This window comes from Streptomyces sp. NPDC048191, from assembly GCF_040652655.1.
Taxonomy (GTDB): Bacteria; Actinomycetota; Actinomycetes; order Streptomycetales; family Streptomycetaceae; genus Streptomyces.
Genome location: NZ_JBEZMO010000003.1, coordinates 479324 through 503701 on the forward strand (window position 1 = coordinate 479324; position 24378 = coordinate 503701).

The 24378-nt window shown below is 70.4% G+C and carries 26 protein-coding genes; 13 read left to right on the forward strand and 13 right to left on the reverse strand.

What is annotated here, in order from left to right:
- Nucleotides 1–276 precede the first annotated feature (276 nt).
- Nucleotides 277–759, reverse strand: a complete 483-nt coding sequence (locus AB0D93_RS08010) for a CarD family transcriptional regulator (protein ID WP_003953493.1) — start codon at nucleotides 757–759, stop codon at nucleotides 277–279.
- Between the two features lie 603 nt (nucleotides 760–1362).
- On the opposite strand from AB0D93_RS08010, the gene AB0D93_RS08015 reads away from it, so the two are divergent.
- On the forward strand, nucleotides 1363–2070 hold the full coding sequence (locus AB0D93_RS08015) for a DUF461 domain-containing protein (RefSeq protein WP_362114766.1): 708 nt from the start codon (nucleotides 1363–1365) through the stop codon (nucleotides 2068–2070).
- A gap of 88 nt (nucleotides 2071–2158) precedes the next feature.
- Here the strand turns inward: AB0D93_RS08015 and AB0D93_RS08020 are convergent, their stop codons facing one another.
- Entirely contained in the window at nucleotides 2159–2839 is a 681-nt protein-coding gene (locus tag AB0D93_RS08020) for a response regulator transcription factor (RefSeq protein ID WP_362114769.1), read from the reverse strand.
- The gene (locus AB0D93_RS08025; RefSeq protein ID WP_362114772.1) at nucleotides 2836–4095 is read right to left on the reverse strand and encodes an ATP-binding protein; all 1260 of its coding nucleotides are present in this window, start codon (nucleotides 4093–4095) and stop codon (nucleotides 2836–2838) included. Before AB0D93_RS08025 ends, AB0D93_RS08020 begins: the two co-directional genes overlap by 4 nt.
- A 255-nt stretch (nucleotides 4096–4350) precedes the next feature.
- On the opposite strand from AB0D93_RS08025, the gene phoU reads away from it, so the two are divergent.
- The 4 genes from phoU to AB0D93_RS08045 all read left to right on the forward strand — a co-directional run bounded on the left by phoU (nucleotide 4351) and on the right by AB0D93_RS08045 (nucleotide 6865).
- A complete protein-coding gene (gene phoU / locus AB0D93_RS08030; protein WP_362114776.1) occupies nucleotides 4351–5040 on the forward strand; it encodes a phosphate signaling complex protein PhoU in 690 nt (229 codons plus the stop codon).
- A 264-nt stretch (nucleotides 5041–5304) separates the two neighbouring features.
- Nucleotides 5305–5460: a hypothetical protein gene (locus AB0D93_RS08035; RefSeq protein ID WP_362114779.1), complete on the forward strand. Its 156-nt coding sequence runs from the start codon at nucleotides 5305–5307 to the stop codon at nucleotides 5458–5460.
- Nucleotides 5461–5504: 44 nt separating this feature from the next.
- Nucleotides 5505–6143 (forward strand): serine hydrolase domain-containing protein, encoded by a 639-nt coding sequence (locus tag AB0D93_RS08040; RefSeq protein ID WP_362114782.1) that lies wholly within the window; start codon nucleotides 5505–5507, stop codon nucleotides 6141–6143.
- A 374-nt stretch (nucleotides 6144–6517) separates the two neighbouring features.
- A complete protein-coding gene (locus tag AB0D93_RS08045) occupies nucleotides 6518–6865 on the forward strand; it encodes a hypothetical protein (protein WP_362114785.1) in 348 nt (115 codons plus the stop codon).
- Nucleotides 6866–6999: 134 nt separating this feature from the next.
- On the opposite strand, the gene AB0D93_RS08050 is transcribed toward AB0D93_RS08045, so the two are convergent.
- Nucleotides 7000–7383 (reverse strand): hypothetical protein, encoded by a 384-nt coding sequence (locus AB0D93_RS08050; protein WP_362114788.1) that lies wholly within the window; start codon nucleotides 7381–7383, stop codon nucleotides 7000–7002.
- A gap of 238 nt (nucleotides 7384–7621) precedes the next feature.
- Between AB0D93_RS08050 and AB0D93_RS08055 the strand changes: the two genes are divergently transcribed.
- The gene (locus AB0D93_RS08055; protein WP_362114791.1) at nucleotides 7622–7969 is read left to right on the forward strand and encodes a hypothetical protein; all 348 of its coding nucleotides are present in this window, start codon (nucleotides 7622–7624) and stop codon (nucleotides 7967–7969) included.
- A gap of 137 nt (nucleotides 7970–8106) precedes the next feature.
- Here AB0D93_RS08055 and AB0D93_RS08060 read toward each other — a convergent pair whose 3' ends face one another.
- Both AB0D93_RS08060 and AB0D93_RS08065 read right to left on the reverse strand, forming a co-directional pair.
- Nucleotides 8107–8538, reverse strand: a complete 432-nt coding sequence (locus AB0D93_RS08060) for a hypothetical protein (protein WP_362114795.1) — start codon at nucleotides 8536–8538, stop codon at nucleotides 8107–8109.
- Nucleotides 8539–10123: 1585 nt separating this feature from the next.
- On the reverse strand, nucleotides 10124–10885 hold the full coding sequence (locus AB0D93_RS08065; RefSeq protein WP_362114798.1) for a phosphoglyceromutase: 762 nt from the start codon (nucleotides 10883–10885) through the stop codon (nucleotides 10124–10126).
- A 178-nt stretch (nucleotides 10886–11063) separates the two neighbouring features.
- On the opposite strand from AB0D93_RS08065, the gene AB0D93_RS08070 reads away from it, so the two are divergent.
- Entirely contained in the window at nucleotides 11064–12320 is a 1257-nt protein-coding gene (locus AB0D93_RS08070) for an MFS transporter (protein WP_362114801.1), read from the forward strand.
- A 72-nt stretch (nucleotides 12321–12392) separates the two neighbouring features.
- On the opposite strand, the gene AB0D93_RS08075 is transcribed toward AB0D93_RS08070, so the two are convergent.
- The gene (locus AB0D93_RS08075) at nucleotides 12393–12602 is read right to left on the reverse strand and encodes a hypothetical protein (RefSeq protein ID WP_362114804.1); all 210 of its coding nucleotides are present in this window, start codon (nucleotides 12600–12602) and stop codon (nucleotides 12393–12395) included.
- Nucleotides 12603–13087: 485 nt separating this feature from the next.
- Between AB0D93_RS08075 and AB0D93_RS08080 the strand changes: the two genes are divergently transcribed.
- Nucleotides 13088–13561 (forward strand): carboxymuconolactone decarboxylase family protein, encoded by a 474-nt coding sequence (locus AB0D93_RS08080; protein ID WP_362114807.1) that lies wholly within the window; start codon nucleotides 13088–13090, stop codon nucleotides 13559–13561.
- Between the two features lie 10 nt (nucleotides 13562–13571).
- Here AB0D93_RS08080 and AB0D93_RS08085 read toward each other — a convergent pair whose 3' ends face one another.
- On the reverse strand, nucleotides 13572–14012 hold the full coding sequence (locus tag AB0D93_RS08085) for a DUF2000 domain-containing protein (RefSeq protein WP_362114810.1): 441 nt from the start codon (nucleotides 14010–14012) through the stop codon (nucleotides 13572–13574).
- A gap of 49 nt (nucleotides 14013–14061) precedes the next feature.
- Between AB0D93_RS08085 and AB0D93_RS08090 the strand changes: the two genes are divergently transcribed.
- A complete protein-coding gene (locus AB0D93_RS08090) occupies nucleotides 14062–14859 on the forward strand; it encodes an AraC family transcriptional regulator (RefSeq protein WP_362114813.1) in 798 nt (265 codons plus the stop codon).
- Here AB0D93_RS08090 and AB0D93_RS08095 read toward each other — a convergent pair.
- From AB0D93_RS08095 to mshA, 3 genes are all read right to left on the reverse strand, one after another.
- Nucleotides 14838–16520 (reverse strand): glycoside hydrolase family 55 protein, encoded by a 1683-nt coding sequence (locus AB0D93_RS08095; RefSeq protein ID WP_362114816.1) that lies wholly within the window; start codon nucleotides 16518–16520, stop codon nucleotides 14838–14840. The two genes, AB0D93_RS08090 and AB0D93_RS08095, sit on opposite strands and share 22 nt — an antisense overlap.
- Before the next feature lie 99 nt (nucleotides 16521–16619).
- Nucleotides 16620–17120 carry a YbjN domain-containing protein gene (locus AB0D93_RS08100; RefSeq protein WP_362114819.1) on the reverse strand — a complete coding sequence of 167 codons (501 nt, stop codon included), beginning with the start codon at nucleotides 17118–17120 and terminating at the stop codon, nucleotides 16620–16622.
- Nucleotides 17113–18450 carry a D-inositol-3-phosphate glycosyltransferase gene (mshA, locus tag AB0D93_RS08105; RefSeq protein WP_362114822.1) on the reverse strand — a complete coding sequence of 446 codons (1338 nt, stop codon included), beginning with the start codon at nucleotides 18448–18450 and terminating at the stop codon, nucleotides 17113–17115. The genes AB0D93_RS08100 and mshA overlap by 8 nt, the downstream gene beginning before the upstream one ends.
- A gap of 255 nt (nucleotides 18451–18705) precedes the next feature.
- Between mshA and AB0D93_RS08110 the strand changes: the two genes are divergently transcribed.
- The 4 genes from AB0D93_RS08110 (at nucleotide 18706) to AB0D93_RS08125 (ending at nucleotide 23178) form a co-directional block, all read left to right on the forward strand.
- A complete protein-coding gene (locus AB0D93_RS08110) occupies nucleotides 18706–19407 on the forward strand; it encodes an LAETG motif-containing sortase-dependent surface protein (protein WP_362114824.1) in 702 nt (233 codons plus the stop codon).
- Nucleotides 19408–19557: 150 nt separating this feature from the next.
- On the forward strand, nucleotides 19558–20343 hold the full coding sequence (locus AB0D93_RS08115) for a class I SAM-dependent methyltransferase (protein ID WP_362115116.1): 786 nt from the start codon (nucleotides 19558–19560) through the stop codon (nucleotides 20341–20343).
- 187 nt (nucleotides 20344–20530) lie between these two features.
- Nucleotides 20531–21598, forward strand: a complete 1068-nt coding sequence (locus AB0D93_RS08120) for an NlpC/P60 family protein (RefSeq protein ID WP_362115119.1) — start codon at nucleotides 20531–20533, stop codon at nucleotides 21596–21598.
- Nucleotides 21599–21879: 281 nt separating this feature from the next.
- A complete protein-coding gene (locus AB0D93_RS08125) occupies nucleotides 21880–23178 on the forward strand; it encodes a fused response regulator/phosphatase (RefSeq protein WP_362114827.1) in 1299 nt (432 codons plus the stop codon).
- A 73-nt stretch (nucleotides 23179–23251) separates the two neighbouring features.
- On the opposite strand, the gene AB0D93_RS08130 is transcribed toward AB0D93_RS08125, so the two are convergent.
- Both AB0D93_RS08130 and AB0D93_RS08135 read right to left on the reverse strand, forming a co-directional pair.
- Nucleotides 23252–23602: a DUF2516 family protein gene (locus tag AB0D93_RS08130; RefSeq protein ID WP_351544255.1), complete on the reverse strand. Its 351-nt coding sequence runs from the start codon at nucleotides 23600–23602 to the stop codon at nucleotides 23252–23254.
- A gap of 103 nt (nucleotides 23603–23705) precedes the next feature.
- A complete protein-coding gene (locus AB0D93_RS08135; protein WP_362114830.1) occupies nucleotides 23706–24302 on the reverse strand; it encodes a hypothetical protein in 597 nt (198 codons plus the stop codon).
- Nucleotides 24303–24378: the final 76 nt, after the last annotated feature.

Genomic DNA, 24378 nt, shown 5'->3' on the forward strand with positions numbered 1-24378 from the left:
TTCCGTGACCCTGGTCGAGCCATCTGCCCGGGCCCGGCACGACAAGTATCGGGGGCTTGCTTCTCGGGGGCTTTCCGAAGAACACCGGAAGACGGCAGAACACCGGAAGACGGCGAAGAACGGAGCCGAAGAGCGGAGCCTTTTTCCGGAGATCCGGCGCGGGCACGAACATGCCGCAGCGCCCGGCGACAGGGTCAGTGTCATCGGGCACCGCGGCATTTCACTGTGCTGAACGTGCTGTGCGTGGCGGATACGAGAGATCGCCACCGTGGCGCGTCAGGAGGCGAGCACCTCGTCGAGCAGGGCCTCGGCCTTGTCCTCGTTCGTGTTCTCCGCGAGAGCCAGCTCGCTCACCAGGATCTGGCGGGCCTTGGCGAGCATGCGCTTCTCACCTGCGGAGAGCCCTCGCTCGCGCTCGCGACGCCACAGGTCACGCACGACTTCCGCGACCTTGATGACATCGCCGGAGGCGAGCTTCTCCAGGTTTGCCTTGTAACGACGGGACCAGTTCGTGGGCTCCTCGGCATACGGCGCGCGCAGCACCTCGAAGACCCGGTCCAGCCCGTCCTGACCGACCACATCACGCACGCCCACGAACTCAGCATTGTCCGCTGGCACACGTACCGTCAGGTCACCCTGGGCGACCTTCAGCACCAAGTAGGTCTTGTCCACGCCTTTGATCTGGCGAGTTTCGATGGCCTCGATCAGCGCGGCCCCGTGATGGGGATAGACCACGGTGTCGCCAACCTTGAACGTCATGTGACAGGTACCCCTTCCGTGGCTATCCAGGGTAACACGGATACGGCGTCTTCTGAATGGCGTTTTCGCAGGTCAGGGCATATCTCGGGGCTTGACAACTGCGACAGGAACGTGCTGCGAGGGGCCTCGCGAAGCGGGAATTCGCAGGTCGGAGGGGCTCTCCAGGCAGGGTGAAACGCGTACGTTACACACTCCTGGCCCTGTCTCCAAGTGGATGAACGTCCCGTTTTGTCCGGTTCCAAGCGTGCGACTTCCGCTACTCCGTTCGGTGACCCGGTGGCGATCCGGACCGATTCCGGAATTGATCAACGGCTGCGGGGAGGGTGGTGCGTGATCAATATCGGGGCGGCCACGCATTCCTTCACGGAAATTTTGCGCGCGGTTATGTGAATGGCGGACGAGCGCTAGGCAAAGTGACTGGAGTGCCTCGTGTGACTGGAGGGACGTACGTCCCGCGGTACCCCCAGCCGGAGGCAAGCCGGGGGCTTGGGGAGGGTCGGGTGCGGCGGCTCGGGAACGGCTCGGTAACCTAAGGCCGCTGACAGACACTTAGGGTGGCTTTATAAGGGGAGCCGCCCGCGCGTTCAAGGAGTTGCCGCCGCCGTGAGCAGCAGCCTTCGACGCGGCGCCCTCGCCGCCTCCGCCATCGCCTTCTCGATCGCCTCGCTCGCCGCGTGTGGCGCCGGCAACGACTCGCAGACTCTCGGGATCAAGCCGGACAACGCCGCGACCACGGTCGGCAACATCAAGGTCCAGAACGCCACGATCATCACCCAGCCCGACCTGAAGTCGACGGGTCCGGCCGTGGTCTCCGCGACCCTGTTCAACCAGGGCGCCTCGGACGAGACCCTGCAGTCGATCGCCATCCCGGGCAGCACCGGGACCGTGAACCTGACGCCCACCAAGGGCGGCAGCCTCACCGTTCCGGCGCACGGCTCCCTGATCCTCGGCGGCAAGGGCAACGCCTCCGCCGAGATCAGCAACGGCCGCGCGTCCGTCCAGGACGGCAACGCCCAGAAGATCACCTTCACCTTCAGCAAGACCGGTGACGTGAGCCTGCGCGCCTTCGTGGTGCCGGCCGCCAGCTACTTCGACAAGTGGGGCCCGAGCCAGATCCCGTCCGCCACGCCGCCCGTCAGCGGCGCCCCGGGCGCCACAGCCTCCGGCAGCGCCAAGCCGGGCAAGCACGGCAAGGCCACCCCGTCGGCGACCGCGAGCGACACCGCGACCGCGGGCACGGGGACGGGCACGGGCACGGGCGCGGGCGCGACCCCGAGCGACTCCGCGTCGCAGTCGGCCGCCGGCCACTGAGCTCCGCGCGCACGAAGGGCGGCACCCCTGTGACGGGGTGCCGCCCTTCGTCGTACATCCGGTGTGACCACCACGTGGCCGGGCCGGCCTACGGCTCGAACTTGTAGCCCAGGCCGCGCACCGTCACCAGGTAGCGCGGCGCACCCGGGTCCGGCTCGATCTTGGCGCGCAGGCGCTTGACGTGGACGTCGAGGGTCTTGGTGTCGCCCACGTAGTCGGCGCCCCAGACGCGGTCGATGAGCTGCATGCGGGTCAGGACGCGGCCGGCGTTGCGCAGGAGCATCTCCAGCAGGTCGAACTCCTTCAGCGGGAGGTCCACCTTGGAACCGGCGACCGTCACCACGTGGCGGTCGACGTCCATGCGGACCGGGCCCGCCTCCAGCGCGGCCGGGGCGACCTCCTCCGGCTCGCCGCGGCGGCGCAGGACGGCGCGGATGCGGGCCACCAGCTCGCGCGAGGAGAACGGCTTGGTGACGTAGTCGTCGGCTCCTATCTCGAGGCCGACCACCTTGTCGATCTCGCTGTCCTTGGCCGTCACCATGATCACGGGGACGTTGGAGCGGCCGCGCAGCTGGCGGCACACCTCCGTGCCGGGCAGACCCGGCAGCATCAGGTCGAGGAGAACGAGGTCGGCGCCGTTGCGCTCGAACTCGTCGAGTCCGTCGGGGCCCGTGGCCGCGATGGCGACCTCGAAGCCCTCCTTGCGGAGCATGTACGACAGGGCGTCGGAGAAGGACTCCTCGTCCTCGACGACGAGCACTCGGGTCACGGAAGGACCTCCGGGGCGGGAAGCGGTTCGTACGGGGATGACTCAGTGGGTCCGCCGGCCTCGTCGTCGAGGTCGGGGTCGGGGTGCTGCGTCGCGCGGTCGCGGGCCGCACCCGCCTCCGGCAGCCTGAGGGTGAACGTGGAGCCCTGGCCTTCGGCACTCCACACCGTGACCTCCCCGCCGTGCGAGGCGACCACGTGCTTGACGATCGCGAGACCCAGTCCGGTGCCTCCGGTCTGCCGGGAGCGGGCCGGGTCGACGCGGTAGAAGCGCTCGAAGATGCGCTCCTTGTCCTTGTCGGAGATGCCGATGCCCTGGTCCGTCACGGCGAGCTCGATCATGTCGCCGCCGGGTGCGTTGACCCGGCGGGCGGCTATGCCGACGCGGGTGCGGGCCGGGGAGTAGTTGACGGCGTTCTCGACCAGGTTGCCGAGGGCTGCGGCCAGCTGGCCGCGGTTGCCCCAGACATGCAGGTCGGCCGTGCCGCCGGCGGCCATGGTGATCTGCTTGGTGCCGGCCTGGTGGCGGCAGCGGTCGACGGCCTCCGCGACCAGCTCGTCCACGCGGACGGGCTCGGCGTCCTCCAGCGGGTCGTCGTTCTGCACCCGGGAGAGGTCGATCAGTTCCTGGACCAGGTTGGTCAGCCGGGTCGCCTCGATCTGCATGCGGCCCGCGAAGCGCTGCACGGCCTCGGGGTCGTCCGAGGCGTCCATGACGGCCTCGGAGAGGAGGGAGAGGGCGCCGACCGGCGTCTTCAGCTCGTGACTCACGTTGGCCACGAAGTCTCGTCGTACGGCCTCGATCCGCCTGGCCTCGGTCAGGTCCTCGACCAGCAGCAGGACCAGGCGGGAGCCGAGCGGGGCCACGCGCGCGGAGACGGCGAGGGCCTCGCCGCGGCCGGTACCGCGCCGGGGCAGGTCCAGCTCGACCTGGCGTATCTCGCCGTCGCGTCTCGTGTCCCTGGCCATCTGGAGCATGGGATCCACGGCGAGCTTGCCGCCGCGGACCAGGCCGAGGGCGTAGGCGGCCGAGCTGGCCTTGACCACGGCGTCGGCCTCGTCGAGGACGACGGCCGAGGAACGGAGCACGGACAGCACGGTGTCCACGCCGGGCGGGAGTACGGGATCGGTGTGCAAAGAAGTCCTGGTCGGTCGCTTCTGGTCGCGTTCGCTCCAACGGAACGCCAGCATGGCGATGACACCGGTGAGCACTCCGGCGATCGCTGCCGCTGCGGCGACCGCCGCGTTCACGTCCATGCCTCCAGGTTAAGCAGGGCGTACGACATGACCACAGCCGTGGAGGTGGGACCTCGAACACTCGTCGCCCAGAGTTCACCTTGGAGCCAGTATTGGTTCATTTGGGATGGCAGAAACGGACGCGTACGGGCCACAGCGTGGGAGCGTGGGGTTCGCACCGCCGGTTTCGCCACGGGGCGATGGTGTCGTTTGGTGTCGTTTGGTGCCACAGCCCCCGGAACCCACAAAGACACGCACGTAGGAGAGGTAACCCTGATGCGGGACGCGTACCACGAGGAACTTGACTCGATCGGCGACGGTCTGGTGGAGATGACCCGGCTGGTCGGCTCGGCGATCGGGCGCGCCACGACCGCCATTCTGGACGCCGATCTGAAGCTGGCCGAGAGCGTGATCGAGGCGGACCAGAAGGTCGACGAGCTCCAGCACGACCTGGAGGCGCGCGCGATAGCCCTGCTGGCCCGGCAGCAGCCGGTGGCGACCGACCTCCGTATCGTCGTCACCTCCCTGCGCATGTCCGCGGACCTGGAGCGCTCCGGCGACCTCGCCCAGCACGTGGCCAAGCTGGCCCGGCTGCGCTTCCCCGAGCGCGCGGTCCCGCAGGACCTGCACGCCACGATCCTGGAGATGGGCCAGCTCGCGCAGCGCCTGATGGCGAAGGCGGCCGAGGTGATCATCACGAAGGACATCGACCTCGCCATGCAGCTGGAGCAGGACGACGACGAGATGGACCTGCTGCACCGCACGCTGTTCCAGCACCTGATCGACGAGCGCTGGAAGCACGGCATCGAGACGGCGGTGGACGTCACCCTGCTCGGCCGCTACTACGAGCGCTACGCCGACCACGCCGTGGCCGTCGCCAAGCGCGTCGTCTTCCTGGTCACGGGCGAACACGCCGACGAGCTCCAGCCGGACATCCAGCCGGTCACGGGGGCCGAGGGGGCGTGACCCCTTCGGGGGCCCAGGTCCTGGCGGGCTGAGGCTTTCGGGCGACGCGGGGATCTTCGCAGGCCGGCACCAGCGGCCTGCGTGGGGCTCGCGCAGCGGTACCGGAGGCTCGCGCCAGGGCACTGGAGGCTCGCACCAGGGCCCTGGAGGGCTTCCGGGGCCTTGCTGGGGGCGCGTGGGCGCATCCGTGCGCCGTTGATGCGCCCACGGAAACGGGCATGAATTGGGCGAGGGCATCCCTGCCCCAGCTTCTAGGAGGGACCCATGGCCGAATCCGCCAGCACCACTCCCGACCCCACGCAGGAGCGCGAGACCGCCCAGACCGCCGAGACCCGGAGCCTTCCGCTGATCGGTGCGTGCGGCTGCGGTTCGGGCTGCGGCTGCGGGTGCCAGTCCGGCGGCCCCTGCCAGTGCGGCTGACGGGCTGAGCAGCCTTTCCTGTCGTTGTCTGCCGAAGGGCCGGTGTGAACCAGGTTCGCACCGGCCCTTCTCCATGCCCTTCGGGTTTCGGTCCGCCACCGGCGCGTCCCTGGGGCTGCCCCCACCGCCGGTCCGGACGGTGGCCCCATTACGTCGCCTCGCACACCCCGGCCACCACCGGCTGGCGCTACTCCAACACGGGCTACCTGGTGGCCGGCATGCTCATTGAGCGGGTGACCGGGCACAGCTACGGCCACGAGATCCGCCGACGCATCATCGAACCGCTCCACCTGCGCCGGACGTCCGTCCCGGTCGACGCCTCGGAGATCCCGGGCCCGCACCCCCGCGGCTATGCGCGGATGGACAAGGACGCGCCGCTCAAGGACACCACCGCGCTCAACCCCACGGTCGCGGGCGCGAGCGGCGCCATGATCTCCAGTGGCGACGACATGAACCGCTTCCTGAGCGCGCTCGTCAGCGGCCGGCTGCTCCGGCCTGCCCAGCTCCGGGAGATGATGAGGACCCGGCCGACCGGCTCCCCGGACGGCGGTGCCTACGGCCTCGGCCTGGAGAGCCACCCGCTGCCGTGCGGCGGCCTCGCCTGGGGCACGACGGCGGAATCGTCGGCTACCAGACGACGAGCGCGGTCACGGTCGACGGCAGGCAGGCCACGGCCATGGTGAACCTCTTCCCGGGCGAGACGGACGCCCAGGACAAAGACATGACGGCCGCCGTCCAGACGGCACTCTGCGCGGCCCGTCCATCACCTGGACACCGGCCAGGGGCGCTCAGGCCGCGAGACCACACGGGCTGAGGTCCCGGAAAGGCCGTGAAGACCCTGGTGGTTCCGTCGGTCACCGCACTCACCTGAGTGGTCATCGACGGTGCGGCGCTGGGTTCAGGGGCCATACCTAAGCATCGTGCACTCATGGACGCGGGGGTCGTACCGGCCGCTGAGCGGGCCCGGAGGGACGCCACCGTGCGGGGGTGGTTACTAGGGTTGCGGTACCCGGCTGCTGTACCGCACGATCCAAACGGGGTGACCATGGAACGGCATGTGCTGGAATCGCTGTTGATCGGTGATGACGAGGCGTCCGTGACAGCTCTGGCCGCCCTCCGCAGCGGCGCCCCCTACTCGGTGGAGGAACGGGTACAACCCACTGGTGCGCATGCCGGAGTCTTCAGTCGCCGACTTCAGCGCATGCGGATGCGCGGATTCGAACCCCCTGGCCTGGCGGAAGCAGTGCAGCTCATCAGGGAATATGGCCGGCCTGTGCGCGCAGCGCTGATCGATCCCGACAATCGGACACGGTTCACCCTGCTCTTCCTCACCGAGGACGGCAGCGCACTCGTGGCCTGCGTCAGCTGGCCACTGCCGCTGGTTGCCACGAAGCCACCGCTATAGCAGCGAGGTTGGGCGATCACGTGCCCGAGCTGCGACTTCCCTGGCTTGGCACGGTCTTGAGGCTGCGCCTGCCTCCTCGATGCGAACCATGGGCGTGGAAGGGTTGCCGTACTCCGCTGCTGTACCACTCAGGCTCAGGAACCCTGCCGGCTGTCCTCGGACGGCGTCCCTGTCGGCCTTTGGGAGGGCTCCTGCCATACCTCGCTCACTGCGGCGATGAAATCAGACTGGATGTCACGCTGCCACCACGTGTACAGAATCGCCTGCGGGTTGCCGCCAATCTTGGTCTTCGGGGGATCGGCCCAGTAGCGGAGATGCGCCGGGTCCGCATCCGTGGCGAGGTAGACCCAACCGTTGAGCCAGCGTGTGGGCGGCTTCGATATGACCTTGACGAGTTGAGGCAACGGAATGACGCTGCTTTTCGCGCCGCCAATCCTCGCGCCGAGCGCTCGCTTGATTTCGACTCGATCGTCATGGAGCACGGCTTTGCCGTTGAAGCCTCTGAAGGTTCGCGGCATCAACAGTTCCTCCTGAGCGAGACTGGAACGTAAGGAACCTGACCACCGCCCGGTCACACCGACAGCATGCACGCTTTGTGGTTTCGCTGGTAGGCCGCAGATCGGAAGATCGCGTACCTGGATGAAGCCTGCTCGCCGTCCGGTTGTCAGCGTTCCCGGGCCGAGGTGTAACGGTGTGGCCTCTACGCGATCTTCTGCCGTGCAAACCAAGGGGGTCGCGTCGCTTACTCTCTAGATCATGGAGGGATCCGAGGCGTTTCGCGCAGCGGTCAGAGCGCAAGCGGCGGCCATGCTGAACGGCGATGCTTCACCGTACGACCTGGCGTTGGAGATCTGGCGTCTCGCTATGGGTGAGTGGCCTGGGAGTGACGGTGACGAAGCGTGTGTTTCACTGCATCTCATCTGGGGCGCGCTGACAGATTGGGTCGAGCTCCGGCCCACGGAAACGGATCAAGCTGAGGCACATATGATCACGGCGGCCGGCGAGTGGCTGACCGTCGAGGGTGACCAACAGGCCGAGGTCCGGTACTTCGATCGTTGGGTCCACGACATCCTCGGGTACGAGCGTCAGGCTCCGGCCCCCTGACGACCCAGAGACGGCCCATAGGCAGCGAAAAGCCCCCTCCCAGCGGAGAACCCGCAGGCAGGGAGCTTGATCGTTACTGCTTACTTCTTCTTGCCCTGCCGAATCGCGCCTGGGGTAACCCTGCTGTATGAGCTGTCTCAGCAGTTGTCGACGCAGATCCCTTCGCTCATGCCTCCGTAGTAGTAGGTGGGGCTGGTGAAGAACGACTGGGCGAAGACGCCGTGGGTGCCCTGCCAGACCACCGGGGTCGTGACGACGGTGCCGGACGGGCCCCGCACAACTTTGCAGGTGAGGCTACCGGGGATGACGTTGAGGTTTTCGTCCAGCACTTCGACGCAGAGGTTGATCGAGGTGTTGTTGCTGCCGTAGGTCTTGACGGTGCCCCAGACGTTGTGACCGTCGTACTGGGGGGTGTTGATGCAGGTCTGGACGTACAGGCCGTCCGCGTAGAGGTCGGGGGTACGGCAGGCGGTGACTGTGTTGGCGGCCGAGGCGTTGCTGGCTGTGAGGACACTCGTGGACGCGGCCATCGCCAGCGTCAGCGCCGAGGCGGCAAGGCGGAGCTTCAAGGTGTCTCCTTCGGGAATCGTGGCCGGAAGCCGACGTTCCGCGTGCGGATACCGCTTCGGTCGGGATGCACAACCGGCTGCCCCGCGCAGATGGCGTGGGCCACGACCGGGACCCTATGGGGCTGGATCGGCGCCGAGACAGTACGGAATGCGCCACACCGCCGTGTGCACCGGTTTGGTTCCTTCGGGGTTCACAGATCGTTGAGCAGCACGGTCACCCCGTCGAAGCGTCCCACCTTCAGATCGCTCAACGTCCGCTGGGCCTCGGAGAGCGGGCGAGATGCACGACGAATGGATCGCCTTCCCCCGCCGCTATCTGCCCGAAGGCAGCATGGGCCGCCATCTACGCCGGGAACACCACCCGCGCACTCCCCAGCACCACCGGGAATGATCGACTACACCATCTCGCGGAACGCCATCGGCCTCGGCCACGCTGCCGATCACGTCGACCAGAGCAAGCCACGACGGCCGGCCCGTGACCACGATGCCTGAGCCCGTGGTCACCGCCCTGGCCGCGGTGGTTCGCGGTTAAACTGCGCCGACTTGTCTGCCAAGGGGGGAGAAAGCGGTGGCGGCTGCTGGGTTCTTTCTGGCGCTGATCTTTCTGGCGATGGGCACGGTGGGACTTTCGAGGCGGGTCAGGCTGAGCAGGCGCGGAGTTCGTGTCAGGGCTCATCGGGGAGGTGAGAGCTGGGCTGGTGGCATCTGGTCAGCGGACTACATCTACAAGGATGCCGAAGGCCGGAGGCACCGGCTGAGCCTGAGCCCCGGCGACGCCCCCGACATCGGCAGAGGATCGATCGAGGTTGTTTACGACCCGAAGAACCCTAGAAGAGCCCAATCGCCCACGAGTTGCAGCGCTCGTACTGGAAAACTACCGAGGGGGTGTTTGGGCTTGCAGGGGTTGTGATCGGTACTGCTTGTACCGCTTACGTGCTCCTGTCAGTAGGCCTGCTCTGAACACCCGGGTCGATGAGTCGCAACGACTCAGACAGACCGGCGGCGCGCCGCCCCTCGGTGGGCAGGGCGCACCGTATCCGATACAGCGGTATTCCAGCTGGTAGGTGTTGTTCTCGCGGAACCAGACCTGGATGTACCAGTCGCCCTCGCGTTCCTCGTCCTGGCACTCAAGGATCAAGTACTCGTTGCCGCGCCGCAGGTTGGCGAGCATGGTCCCTACTGCCGGCTTCGTGGGGCGCTTCAGTTCGTAGCCACGGCCGTTGGCCGCTATCAGCTCTTCTCCGAACTCATACGCCCAACACGCTTACTCGTATAGACGAGTGGGCAAGTTGGGCAAGGTGATCCATGTGATCCCGGAGGTGGTGCTCGTCCACGCCGGTGCCTGTCCACTCGACGTAGCCCAGGTCATACGCCGGATTACTGGACTGAGCCTCCAAGAAAGCGGTCGCGGCCCTGCGCGATGCGGGAGGACGAGCAGAGCTGAGGCAGCGGCCGGAACCACACTCCCCCGGTCCTGTCTCCTGACGGCCCGGTCGAGCAGCTCACGGCCCAGAGACGGCCCCAGCACAGCAACGAGCCCCCTACGAGCGAGGAAACTGCAGGTAGGGGGCTTGATCGTTACTGCTTACTTCTTCTTGCCCTGGTTCTTGACCGCCTCGATCGCCGCCGCGGCCGCCTCGGGGTCGAGGTACTTGCCGCCGGGGGTGATCGGCTTGAAGTTCTCGTCGAGCTCGTAGTACAGCGGGATGCCCGTCGGGATGTTCAGGCCCGCGATGTCGGCGTCGGAGATGCCGTCGAGGTGCTTGACCAGGGCGCGCAGGGAGTTGCCGTGGGCGGCGACCAGGACCGTGCGGCCGGCCAGGAGGTCGGGGACGATGCCGTCGTACCAGTAGGGGAGCATCCGGATGACGACGTCCTTCAGGCACTCCGTGTTCGGGCGCAGCTCCGGCGGGATCGTCGCGTAGCGGGCGTCGTGCGCCTGGGAGAACTCGGAGTCGTCGGCGAGCGGGGGCGGCGGGGTGTCGTACGAGCGGCGCCAGAGCATGAACTGCTCCTCGCCGAACTCGGCCAGGGTGGCCGCCTTGTCCTTGCCCTGGAGGGCGCCGTAGTGGCGCTCGTTCAGGCGCCAGGTGCGGTGGACCGGGATCCAGTGGCGGTCGGCGGCCTCGAGGGCCAGCTGGGCCGTGCGGATCGCGCGCTTCTGCAGGGACGTGTGGACCACGTCGGGGAGGAGGTCGGCGTCCTTCAGGAGCTCGCCACCGCGGACTGCCTCCTTCTCGCCCTTCTCGTTGAGGTTGACGTCCACCCAGCCGGTGAACAGGTTCTTCGCGTTCCACTCGCTCTCGCCGTGGCGGAGGAGGATCAGCTTGTACGGTGCGTCGGCCATGGGAAAGAGCGTAATCCAAGGGTTCCGGCCGCTGCCCGGCCCGGCCAGTGGGTGGACGGTTGACGGCATCTGTTAAACGAGTGGCCACCGTCGGACCCTCTATGTAAGTTGTGCTTGCCGGTTGAGCTTCTTACAGCGCCCCCTGCGGGGCGTGCTTCGATCCATGGGGGGTCTTGTCATGTCCGCCGCTCGTCTCCGACGTGCCGCCCGGGAGAGCGTCTCCGGGCTACCCCGGGAGTTCTGGTGGCTGTGGACCAGCACCCTCGTCAACCGGCTCGGCGCCTTCGTGGCCACCTTCATGGCCCTCTACCTCACCCTCGACCGCGGCTACTCGGCCTCGTACGCCGGTCTCGTCGCCTCGCTGCACGGGCTGGGCGGGGTCGTGTCCTCGCTGGGGGGCGGGGTCATGGCCGACCGGCTCGGCAGGCGGCCGACCCTCCTCATCGCCCAGTCGGCCACCGCCGCCTCCGTCGCGCTGCTCGGCTTCATGACGGCGCCCGTCGCCATCGCCGCCGTCGCCTTCCTCGTCGGCATGGCCTCCAACGCCTCCCGGCCGGCCGTGCAGGCGATGATGGCCGACATCGTGCGGCCCGAGGACCGGGTGCGGGCGTTCTCGCTGAACTACTGGGCCATCAACCTCGGGTTCGCCGTCTCCTCCATGGGCGCCGGGTTCATCGCCGAGTTCAGCTATCTCGCCGGGTTCCTGATCGAGGCCGGGATGACCCTGGCCTGCGCACTCGTCGTCTTCCTGAAGCTGCCCGAGTCGCGGCCCACGGCCCAGGTGAAGGAGAAGGACAGCGCCGTCAGCCTCGGCACCGTGCTGCGCGACGGGCGGTACATGGCCGTCGTCGGGCTGTCCTTCCTGGTCGCGCTGATCTTCCAGCAGGGGTCCGTGGGTCTGCCGGTGGCCATGGGACGGGCCGGGTTCTCGCCCGCCGACTACGGTCTCGCCATCGCCGTCAACGGCATCCTGATCGTCGCCCTTCAGATCCCGGTCACCCGTTTCATCGAGCACCGCGATCCGCGCACCCTGCTGGTGATGTCCTCACTGCTCGCCGGCTACGGCTTCGGGCTCACCGCCTTCGCCGGGTCCGTCGGCGTCTTCGCGGTCACCGTGTGCGTCTGGACCCTCGCCGAGATCGTCAACGCCCCGACCCAGACCGGGCTCGTCGTACGACTGTCCCCGGTGCACGGGCGCGGGCGCTACCAGGGCGTGTACACGCTGTCCTGGTCCGTCGCCGCGCTGGTCGCTCCGCTGATGTCCGGCGCGGTGATCGACCACTGGGGGGCGGAGTGGCTGTGGGGGACGTGCGCCGCGGTGGGCACGGTCGCGGGCCTGGGGTACGGGCTGCTCATGCGGGGGCTGCCGAAGGAGAACCCGGCCGCGGCCACCCCGAGAACGGACGCCGAGCCGGAGGTCAGCACCGCCGGCTGACGGCCCGGGAGACGGCCGATCCCCCGCCGGGGTGCTCCGTGGGCCGGAGCCGGCAGGGGATCGGTGTGGGGCTCAGAAGGAGAGGTTGAGGCCGAGCTGGTGGGGCTGGCTGAGGGCGCCCAGCAGCTCGCCCTGGACGGCGCCGAGCTGGGACAGCGCGTCGGCGCTGCTCAGGGTCGTGGAGTCGGCGGTCAGGCTGGCCTGGGGCAGCAGACCGCCGGAGACGGTGTCGAGCTCGGTGTCGGAGAGCGCGACGGTCTGAACCTGGTGAGCGGAGTTCATGGGGAGACTGTCCTTCGCTTGGGTGGTCCTCGGGGAATGCGGCGCCGCAGGGGGACAGACGACGGCCGCGGCCGCGCGGGGGTGCGCCGGCCTTTTCAAGCCGCTGCGGCGCGATCCCGGCGGTGCGAGCGATCAAACCACGGAGCGCGCCGGGCAGCCAGTCAACCGCGGTGCTCCTCCGGCCGGTTGGCCACGTCGTTCGACCCATCCGTGCCCGCCCGGTCACGCGTTGGGGGCAGAGTCTCCACATGCCGTGCCGCACAGGCACGGCCCAGCTCTTGCCACCGCCGCGCCGAGCAGGACAACTCCGGACCAACGGCACCCCCTCGGCCGGGGGTTGCGCACGCGCTGTGCAGATTCCGTTCACGGGCACGTCCGGGCCCGATCCGGTGACGTGGGTCACATCCAGCCGTGTCACATCTCCGCGGGGCGGTCCGTCAGGGAGGTGCAGCCACCAGCCACCGAAGACCACACGGGAGCACACCATGGACGCTCGTCTGAACCTCTTCGCCAACCCTGTCGCCGGCAAGTTCCTCAAGTACGTCAACTCGGCGGGGAAGGCCGTCTCGGACTCCACCCTGCCGGCCGCGACTCAGGAGCTGGTGAAGATCCGGGCCAGCCAGATCAACGGCTGCGGGTTCTGCACCGACATGCACACCAAGGACGCGGCCGCCGCCGGTGAGACCGCGCAGCGGCTGAACATGATCGCGGCCTGGAGGGAGGCCAAGGTGTTCAGCGAGGCCGAGCGGGCCGCGCTGGAGCTGACGGAGCAGGGCACCCGCATCGCCGACGCGGCCGGCGGCGTCCCGGACGCGGTCTGGGCGAACGCCGCCAAGCACTACGACGAGGACCAGCTCGCCGCGCTCGTCTCGCTGATCGCCCTGATCAACGCGTACAACCGCGTCAACGTCATCGTCCAGCAGCCCGCCGGCGACTACCAGCCCGGCATGTTCGCCTGAGGCCAGGTTCTCAGGGGTGCATCCGCGCACCCTTGAGGACCTTGTCCACCCCGTTGCGCGGCCCGTACACGGCCAGCCCCACCACGTCCAGCTCCGCCGTCGGTACGGCCCGCACCGCCGCGCGGTTGTCGCGGTCGTTGCCCGTCGCGAACAGGTCCGAGGTGAAGACGGCGCGGGGCAGGGCGCGGCTCAGCGCCCTGCCGTGAGCCGCCTTCAGCATCTCCTTCGACCCCTCGAAGACCAGCACCGGCTGGCGGAACATGGGGAGGTAGCCGACGCCGTCCGCGTCCTCGTACGGCTCGCCGACCACCTCGGGGACCTGGCTGCCGAGACCGCTGACCAGGAAGGCGGTGACGTTGAGTCGCTGCCAGGGCTCCAGGTCCTCGCGCAGCAGCACGGCGATCTTGGTGTCGAAGCGGACGGGCCCGGCGGGGATCGGTTCGGTGTTCATGCAGTGAGACTGCCGGGCGCCCGGCCGGCGGGTCTTGTACGTTCTTTGCGTGGCCGCCGACCAGCCGGAAGTCTCCGCGTGGCGCCCGCGCGTACCGGGTGTCGTGGAGGTCTTCCACGCCCACTTCACCGAGTACGCCTACCCGATGCACGTCCACGACGCCTGGACGCTGCTCATCGTGGACGACGGGGCCGTACGGTACGACCTCGACCGGCACGAGCACGGCACCCCGCACGACACCGTCACGCTGCTGCCGCCGCACGTGCCGCACAACGGCTCGCCGGCCACCCCGGACGGCTTCCGCAAGCGGGTCGTCTACCTCGACGGCAGCCGGCTCGGCGACGATCTCATCGGCCACGCCGTCGACACGCCCGACCTGCGTGATCCGGTGCTGCGCCGGCGCGTCGGGCAGTTGCACTCGGCCCTCGCCCGGCCCGGCGACGAGCTGGAGGCGGAGAGCAGGCTGACCCTCGTCGGGGAGCGGCTGCGGGAGCATCTGCGGGGGACGGACGGCTCGGCGCACCGCCCGGATCCGGCGCTCGCCCGTTCGCTGCGCGAGCTGCTCGACGCCCGGGTCGTCGACGGCGTCCCGCTGGAGGAGGCCGCGCGGCTGCTGCACGCCCATCCCGCCCATCTGGTACGGGCGTTCAGCGGCGCGTACGGCATCGCCCCGCACCAGTACCTGATGTCCCGCCGGGTCGGGCGGGCGCGGCGGCTGCTGCTGGACGGCCTGGCGCCGGGCGAGGTGGCCCCGGCCACCGGGTTCTACGACCAGGCCCATCTCACCCGGCACTTCAAGAAGCTGGTCGGGGTGACGCCGGGGCGTTACCGCGGCAGCTCGCGCTGAGCCTCGTACAGGTTGCGCGGGCGCACGGCGTCCGTGGTGCCGTACAGCTCCAGGCGGGAGTGCAGGTCGCCGGTGAAGTCGGGGACGTCGGTCTGGTCGAACTCGCTCACCGTGTTGAGGCCGACGGTCGCCGAGTACGGGGCCAGGCCGTCGATCCTCATCAGGCCCGCCCGGCCGTTGGTGACGCGGACGTTCCAGTGGGTGAAGCGGGCGCCGAAGAGGGGGCCCGCGTTGGCGTCCCCGCCGTGCCGGCCGTTGTTGTTCACCGTGATGTCCGTGCGGACGTTCGCGAACGGCAGGCCGCGGTGGCTGTCGAAGGTTCCCATCAGCATCTCGCCGCGCGACCAGACGTTGTACGACGACAGCCCCTCGACGTTGATGCCGTGCAACTGCGTGTTCGGCGGGGCCGGCACCGTGCGCTGCTCGATCGTGAAGTCCTCGATCAGGTTGTCGTGGGAGCCCTCACGGCAGAAGTACGGGTGGTGCGAGCCGCGGCCGGCCACCCGGGTGCGGCGCAGGGTGCAGGCGGAGGCGGCGACCAGGCCGAAGCCGTTGTCGACGTCGGTCACCGTGACGTCGTCCACCCAGCAGTCGTAGGCGCACTGCAGGACCACACCGTTGTAGCCCTTGTCGAGCAGGTGCGGGGACTGCGGGGTCTCCGCCGCGCGCAGCGTGAGCCCCTCGACTCCCGAGTCGGTCAACTCCGGTACGTGAGTGGTCAGTCGTGCGTCCCACTCGGGGCGTACGTCGAGCGGCAGGGGACGTTCGAGGGTGACCTCGCGGCCCCGGACCCGGGTGATGCGGACCGGCCACTCGTAGGGGACGTAGGACAGCAGTTTGGTCTTGTCGTCCCACGAGTACGACGCCGGGCCCGGGCCACCGCCCGCCATGTGCTGCAGGAGGGTGTGCCCGGGGTCGTCCGCGAGGCGGAGGAGGACGAGCCGGCCGGGGTGCAGGGCGGAGGCGTCGGCGACGGTGACCGTCCAGGAACCCTGCCGGGCCGGTTCCACCGACGTCAGGGCGGTCCACTCGTCCCGCCTGTTGCCGGTCCAGCCCTCGAAGGGCCAGGCGCGGGACCTGATGGCGGCGACGAGGGAGTCCCAACGCGCCCTCGGCGCGAGCCAGATGAGACCGCCCGCCCAGGACCAGGCCGACTTGTCGCCGCCGTAGCGGGAGCCGTAGACGCCGATCAGCTCGGTGAGGCTCTTCGTCGCGTACAGGGTCGTACGGCCGCTGCCCGCGCCGCGCAGGACGACGCCCGGGTCACCGATGCGGATCACGTCGTCGACGCGGAAGGTGCCGGGCGGGATGGTGACCGTGCCACCGCCGGCCCGTCCGGCATCGGCGATGGCACGGTTGATCGCGGGGGCGCAGTCGGTGGTTCCGTCGGGCACCGCGCCGTAGTCGGTGACGTCGGCGACGACCCGGGGACGGGGGAAGCGGGGGGCTCCGCCGTGCCGGCCGACTCGGCCGACGTAGGGGATCTGCGGGTGGGTGAAGGGCGCGCGGGTGAACTCGCGCCAGATCTCCGGGACTTCCCCGGCCCGCGGGGCTTCGGCCGGTGGGGCCGCCGCCGCCCTGGCCGTCGTCGCGCCGAGTGCCACGGCCGTGGCGCCGGCCAGCAGGGTCCGTCTCGTGAGGTGCGTACCACTCATGCCCATCCGCCCCTTCATATTCATCTATATGAACGACGTTCAGGAACGCGTCGGCGGTGAGCATGCCACTTCCGAGGGAGCAGAGGGAAGGGGGCGTACCGTAAGTCAGTCGGCGGGGCGTTCGATCAGATGCCTGAACGCGTCCAGGTTGCGCGTGGACTCGCCCCGGGACACCCGCCAGGCGTACTCCTTGCGGATCGAGGAGGCGAAGCCCAGCTCCAGGAGGGTGTTGAAGGCGCCGTCGGCCGCTTCCAGGACCTGGCCGAGGAGGCCGTCGATCCCGTCAGGGGTGACGGCGGCGAGGGGCAGCCGGGCGGTGACGTAGATGTCGCCGAGGTGGTCCACGGCGTAACTCACGCCGTAGAGCTTGAGGTTGCGCTCCAGCAGCCAGCGGTGGACGCCCGCCTCGTTCTCGTCGGGGTGCCGGACGACGAAGGCGTTGAGCGACAGCGAGTGGCGGCCGACGAGGAAGGAGACCGTCGTGGACAGCTTGCGCGTGCCGGGCAGCTTGACCACGTAGTTCCCGGGTTCGGGGCTCTCCCACTCCAGTTCGGCGTCCTTCAGGACACCTTCCAGGACCTGCCCTGCCTTCTCGACGTCACCCATGGTGGGAGCGTACGCGACGGCGGTGCGACTGGGTCGCGGCCGTGTAGACGTCGGCGGTCTCGGCGGCCGCCCGGTCCCAGCCGAAGGACTGCGCGTGGCGGGCGGCGGCCCGGCCCATGGCGGCGGACAGGGACGGCTCGTCGGCGAAACGGCGCAGCACGCGCGCGTAGTCGGCGGGACGGTGACCGTCCACGAGGAAACCGGTCTCGCCGTCGCGCACGGCCACCGGCAGCCCGCCGACCGAGGCCGCGAGCACCGGCGTGCCGGCCGCCTGCGCCTCGATCGCGACCAGCCCGAAGGACTCGCTGTAGGACGGCATGACCAGCACGGACGCGGCCCGGAACCAGTCCGCGAGCTGCTCCTGCCCGACCGGCGGGCGGAACCGTACGACGTCGGCGATGCCGAGCCGGGCGGCGAGCTTCTGCAGCCCCTCCGGCTTGGCGAGCCCGCTGCCGCTCGGGCCGCCGACGATCGGGACGAGGATGCGTGAGCGGAGTTCGGGGCGTTCGTCCAGCAGCACCCCCACCGCGCGCAACAGGACGTCCGGAGCCTTCAGGGGCTGTATGCGGCCCGCGAAGAGCGGGATCAGGGCGTCCTGCGGGAGACCGAGGCGGGCGCGGGCGGCGGCGCGGCCGTCGGAGGGGCGGAAGCGGTCGAGGTTCACGCCGGGGTGGACGACGGCGACCTTCGCGGGGTCCGCGACGTAGTGCCGTACCAGCTCGTCGGCCTCCTCCGCCGTGTTGGCGATGAGCCGGTCGGCGGCGGCCACGATCTGGGTCTCGCCGATGACCCGGGCGGCGGGCTCGGGGGTGTCACCGTCGGCCAGGTTGGCGTTCTTGACCTTGGCCATGGTGTGCATGGCGTGCACCAGGGGCACGCCCCAGCGCTGGGCGGCGAGCCAGCCGACGTGGCCGGAGAGCCAGTAGTGGGAGTGGACGAGGTCGTAGTGGCCGGGGCGGTGACCGGCCCAGGCCTGCATCACGCCGTGCGTGAAGGCGCACAGCTGGGCCGGGAGGTCCTCCTTGGCGAGGCCCTCGTAGGGACCGGCGTCGACGTGCCGGACGAGCACGCCGGGGGCCAGGTCGACGGCCGGGGGCAGTCCGCCGGCCGTGGACCGGGTGAAGATCTCCACCTCGATGCCCTGGGCGGCGAGCCGCTGGGCCAGCTCCACGATGTAGACGTTCATGCCGCCGGCGTCACCGGTGCCGGGCTGGTGGAGCGGGGAGGTGTGCACGGAGAGCATGGCGACCCGGCGGGGTCTGCGGTGCAGCCGGAGCCGTGACGCGGCCGACGGGGAGCGTCGCCCGAGCCTGCTGACGTACTGGCTCACCTGGCCGTCCTCCTTGCTGCGGGCATGCCGGACGGAGGACCGACCTCGCCCTCCGAGGAGTCCAACAGCGACCGGGCGCCTGCCATTTCCCGAACACGCGGCTTTACTCAATCATGACCTTCGAGCGGCTGGCCGAGAGGGTGATGACCAGCCTTTCATCGAGCTTTGACCTGCGGCGATACAACCTTTGACAGGTCACGCACAAGAGCGGTAGACGCTTCGTCGTCGCCTGTCTCACCGAACCCAAGGACGCCCATGCCCCTCTCCCGCCGCGCCACCCGGGCGGCCCGTGTCATCGGCACCTCGGCCGCCGCCGCCGCGCTGTCCGTCGCCGCCGCCCACACCGCGCTCGCCTGCAGCATCGGCGACTTCTCGGCCGCCCCCGCCTGTGACAGCTCGGGCAAGCCCGTCATCCGCGTCACCGACAAGGACGCCTCCGGCACCCCGGCCACGCTCACCCTGAAGGTGGAGCTGAGCATGCCGGGCGGGGAGCGCGACGTCGACACCGGGACGATCGACCACCCGACCGCCGAGGGCGCCGGCGTCGACCTGCACCCGCTGGACTGGTACGCCGGCGAAACCTTCGTGGTCCACGTCAAGGCGGGTGACCGGGTCGACGAGGACCTCCAGCCCGCCGTGGTCGTACCGGACGACTTCACCTGCGCGTCCACCGGCGGCTCCACCCCCTCGGCCTCCCCGACGCCGACGCCGACCGCCCACCCCTCCGCGAAGCCCACCGCCACGTCCTCCGCCACCCCGGGCCCGGCGGACAGCGGCAGCCCGGCCGCCTCCCCCGTGGTGAGCAGCGCCCCGTCACCGGCGGGTGGCGGCACCCACCTCGCCGAGACCGGTGCCTTTGGCAACACCCCGCTGATCGGCGCGGCGGCGGCGCTGGTCGTGATCGGCGGTGGCATCGTCCTCACCCTGCGCCGCAGGAGCGCACACCGCTCGCGCTGACGCGGCGGCCCCGCCCGGCCGGCCCCGCCCGGCCGGCGCCGATCGGCCGGGCCGGTGCGCCCCGCCGCCCCGCTTACCCTCGTAGGCATGGCAGCGCGCACCGCATCCCCGCCCCGCTCCCGGCTCCGCTCGAGCGCGGGGAGCCCCGTCGTGGGCACGGTGACGCGCGGGACGACCAACCCCAACCGGCTCCGCCGCATGGACCGCTGGATCGCGGCGACGCACGGCGTCGAACTGCGCCGCGCCGCCGACCCGCTGACCGTCGACCTCGGCTACGGCGCCGCCCCCTGGACCGCCGTCGAACTGCTCGGCCGGCTGCGGACGGTCGCGCCACACGCGCGCGTGGTCGGCGTCGAGATCGAACCGGAGCGGGTCGCGGCCGCGCGGCCGTACGAGCGGCAGGGCCTGGCCTTCCGGCACGGCGGTTTCGAGATCCCCGTGCCCGGGCGGCCGGTACTCATCCGGGCCGCCAACGTGCTGCGCCAGTACGGGGAGGCCGAGGTCGCCGCCGTCTGGGAGCGGCTGTGCACGCGGCTCGCCCCGGCCGGCGGCGGCTCGCGCGGCGGGTTGCTGGTCGAGGGGACCTGCGACGAGATCGGGCGGCGGCACGTATGGGTGGCGCTCGGCCCCGAAGGCCCCCGCACGGTCACCTTCGCCACCCGGCTGGGCTCCCTGGACCGCCCCTCCGACCTGGCCGAACGGCTGCCGAAGGCGCTGATCCACCGGAACGTCCCGGGCGAGCCGGTGCATGCCTTCCTGCGCGACTTCGACCGCGCCTGGGCCGCCGCCGCGCCCTACGCCTCCTACGGCGCCCGCCAGCGCTGGCTGCGCTCGGTCCGGGACCTGACGGCCGACTGGCCGGTGACCGACTCCCCCGTCCGCTGGCGGCAGGGTGAAGTGACGGTGGCGTGGGAGGCGTTGGCGCCCCGGAGCTGACATCACCCGTTCGGGGAGTGCGGGACGGAACGATCCTCGTACGCCGTACGTCACACCGGCGGGGAGATCGTCATGCCCGGCCGGGTACAGGGGGGACACCAGCCTCTGTCGCTTTGTGTCGTGACGTGACACCATCCCCCCGGCACCGTAAGTTACTGACGGTAAATCAGCTTTGGGGGCATCCGTGATGGGCTGGGGCAAGCGCAGCATCCTGTCGGCCGCCGTGACCGTGGTCTGCGCGGTGACCGTGCTGGGCGCACCCGGCACGGCCTTCGCCGACCCGTCCCCCGGCCCGAGCGCGTCCCCGACGCCGCCCCCGAACAAGGACCTCGAGAAGGTCCGCGAGAAGCTCGACGGGCTCTACCACGACGCGGCCGTCGCCACCGACGCCTACAACGCGGCCGAGGAGAAGGCCAAGCAGCAGTCCGCCCGGATCGTCGTGCTGGCCAGGAAGATCGACGAGGGGCAGCAGAAGCTCGCCCGGCTCAACGACCAGGCGGGCGCGGCCGCCCGTGCCCAGTACCGCACCGGCGGCGTCCCGCCCACCGCCCAGTTCCTGCTCAGCGACGACCCCGGACAGGTCCTGGACGGTGCCGGACTGCTGCTCCAGAGTCAGCGGGCGACGAAATCCCTGATCAGCGAAGTGAGCAGCACCCAGGAGCAGTTGCGGGCGTACGCCGACGACGCCGCCGACCAGTGGAAGAAGCTGGACGCCGAGCGCAGGACCAAGGCCGCCGCCAAGAAGCGGATCCAGCAGCAGATCTCCGCCGCCGAGAAGCTCGAGTCCGACCTGGAGAAGAAGGACAAGGAGCGGCTGGCCGAACTGGAGGCGCAGGCCGCGCTGAAGGCGCAGACGGCATGGCTGGACACCGGCATCCTCAAGAGGATCCATGGCAAAGCCTCCGCGCAGGGTGAGAAGGCGGTCGCGTTCGCCACCGCCCAGCTCGGCAAGCCGTACGTGTGGGGCGCCGAGGGCCCCAAGTCCTACGACTGCTCCGGCCTGACCTCCCAGGCCTGGGCGGCGGCCGGCCACCCCATCCCGCGCACCTCGCAGGAGCAGTGGAAGCAGCTCAAGCACGTCGACGTCAAGGACATGCGCCCCGGCGACCTCGTCATCTACTTCGACGACGCCAGCCATGTCGCCATCTACGTGGGCGACGGCGCGATCATCCAGGCCCCGCGCCCGGGGCGGGACGTGACGGTCGCGGGCGCCGGCTCGATGCCGATCCTGGGGGTCGTACGGCCGGACGCGTGAGGCAGGTCATGTCCTCGTGCGCGCCTGTGGCGTGGGCCATGTGACCCAGTCCACCGCCAATCCCCGCCCAAACCCCGGCCGGACGTGAGCTTCGTCATTCCCCGTGCCGGGGCACCCTGTCCAACTGTCGTACGGAACGCGGCATATGACAGCGGTCTGCGCGGGGGCGACGCGGCTCACACCATTCCATCGGAGTGGGCAATGCCGCTATGGTCACCCGTCGGTGGCCTCGAGACCCTCGACGCCGCCGTGCCCTCGGGGGGAGGGAAGGAACCAGGACGATGCCCGTACCCGTACCGCGGCAGAGAGCGATCCCGGCCGTGGAGAGTGGTCAGGGGCAGGCCGCCTCCGCAGTCGGCGGCCCCCTCAAGGAAGAGGCCCACCGCGACGCCACGCCCACGAGCGGCACCGGCGCCACTCTCACCCTGCTGCTGATCGAGGACGATCCGGCCGGTTCGCCGATCGTGCCCGACCTGCTGGACTCGGCCGGCAAGCCGATCCGCGTGCGCACCGCCCGCAACCTCACCGAGGCCGAGCGGCTGCTCACCGACGACGTCCACTGCATCCTGCTGGACCTGGCGCTCTCGGCGCCGGGTGGCGGCACCGACGACGAGCTGGCCGTGCTCAGGCACGTGCTCCGGCTCGCGCCCCGCCATGCCGTGCTCGCGCTGACCGCCTCCGGCGACGCCGAGCGCGGCGCCGAGGCCGTGCGCGTCGGCGCGCAGGACTACCTCTTCCGGGACGAGCTGGACGGTCGGCTGCTCAGCCGCGCCATCCGTTACGCGGTGGAGCGGAAACGTTCCGACACGGCCGAGCGGCGGCTCGCGGAGGGCCGGCTGCGCGCGCAGGAGAACCGCCGTCTGGAGCGCGGGCTGCTGCCCACGCCCCTGCTGGAGGGTTCCTCGCTGCGCTTCGCCGCCCGCTACCGCCCCGGCCGCTCCCGGGCGCTGCTCGGCGGCGACTTCTACGACGCCGTCCGCACCCCCGACGGCACCGTGCACGCCATGATCGGCGACGTCTGCGGCCACGGCCCGGACGAGGCCGCGCTCGGCGTCGAGCTGCGCATCGCCTGGCGGGCGCTGACGCTCGCCGGGCTGTGCGGCGACGAGCTGCTGAGCACGCTGCAGGAGGTGCTGGAGCACGAGCGGGCCGACGAGGAGATCTTCGCGACGCTGTGCACGGTGGACATCGCTCCCGACGGCCGCCGTGCGGGCCTGTGCCTGGCGGGCCACCCGGCCCCGCTGCTCGCCCGCCCGGGCCGGCCGGCCCGGCTGCTCCCCTACGACAACAACGGCCCCGCCCTCGGCCTGCTCCCCGGTGCCCGCTGGCCGCGGATGCAGGTGGAGCTGGGCGCCGAGTGGAGCCTGATGCTCTACACCGACGGCCTGATCGAGGGCCGGGTCGGCGAGGGCGGGGAGCGGCTCGGGCAGGACGGGATGGTGTCGATGATCCGCCGCCAGCTCTCCGAGGGGCTGCGCGGGGAGGGTCTGCTGCGGGCCGCGGTGAGTGAGGTGCGGGACCTCAACGGGGGCGAGCTGACGGACGACGTGGCGGTGGTCCTGCTGGACCGGACGCCGTGAGCCGGGTCTCGCCGTAGGGGGTGCTTTCGCCGTCGCGGCGCGCGGGCCCGTCGTGGCCCGCGCCCGGTACCGGCTAGCGGCCGCCGTTCCAGGGCCCGTACGGACCGTCGCTGCTGCTTCCCCGGCCGCGCCGGAATCCCCGGCCGCCCCTGCCGCCGGAGACCTGCTGCAGCGCCGGCCGTACGTCCACGAAAAAGACGATCGTCGCGACCAGGCCCGCGAGCTGCAGGAACAGCATCGGGACGAACAGGTTCACGGCGACCGCGATGCCCAGGATGATCAGCCAGAAGCCCTTGTTCTGCTTGTCCGCGGCGCGGTAAGCGTCCTCGCGGAAGATCGCGGCCATCACGAACGCCACGATGGCGAGCGCCAGCATGGCGGTGAAGATCAGCCACATCACTCCGCCCACTGCCGTCATCAGCACAATGCCCACCGCCCGGGTCGAGTCGTCCGTACAGCCACCGTACCCGTACAACGGGCCGGGCACCCCCAAGGTGCCCGGCCCGTTGTCGCTTCCCCTGCCCCGGTCACTTGGCCGGAGGCGTCGTCTTCTTCGCGGTGGTCGTCCTGCGGGGGGCCGGCGCCTTCTTCGCGGCCGGCTTCTTCTCCTCGGCGGGCTCGGTCCTGGCCTCGGCCGGCTTCGGCTCGTCGTTGACCTCGACCGGCTCGGGCTTGCCCTCGACGGCGATGGCCAGCTCCTCGATGTCCTCGGCGGCCTCACCGCGCCAGTTCCGCACCGCCTGCTCGCCGTGCTCGGCGACCCTCTCGTAGGTCTCGCGCGCCTTGACGGCGTACTCGGCGGCGACGCCGACACCGCGCAGGGCGAAGTCCTGGGCCTGCTCGCCGATCTTCTTCAGGTCGACGTCGAGGGTGCCGAGGAATTCGTTGACCCTGGTCTGGAGGGTCTCCTGGGCCTCCTTGGCCCGGGCGGCGGCCCGCTCCTGCACGGCCTTCGGGTCCGTGTTGCGCACGGCGTCGATGCGGGCCGGGGCCTCGGCGCGCAGCTGCTCGACCAGGGCGGGCACCTTCTTGGCCTGCTGGAGGGCGAGGTCGGCGGTGCCGGCGGCGAAGTAGAGCGGAGTCGGGTCGCTGAGGGTCTTGCGCAGGTCGTCGGTGATGGCCATGGTGATCTGGTCCTCCCGGATTCGCGTTCGGCTGAGGTTGTTGGTGGTCCGCGGCGGAGCGGCCGGCGCCCTGGTC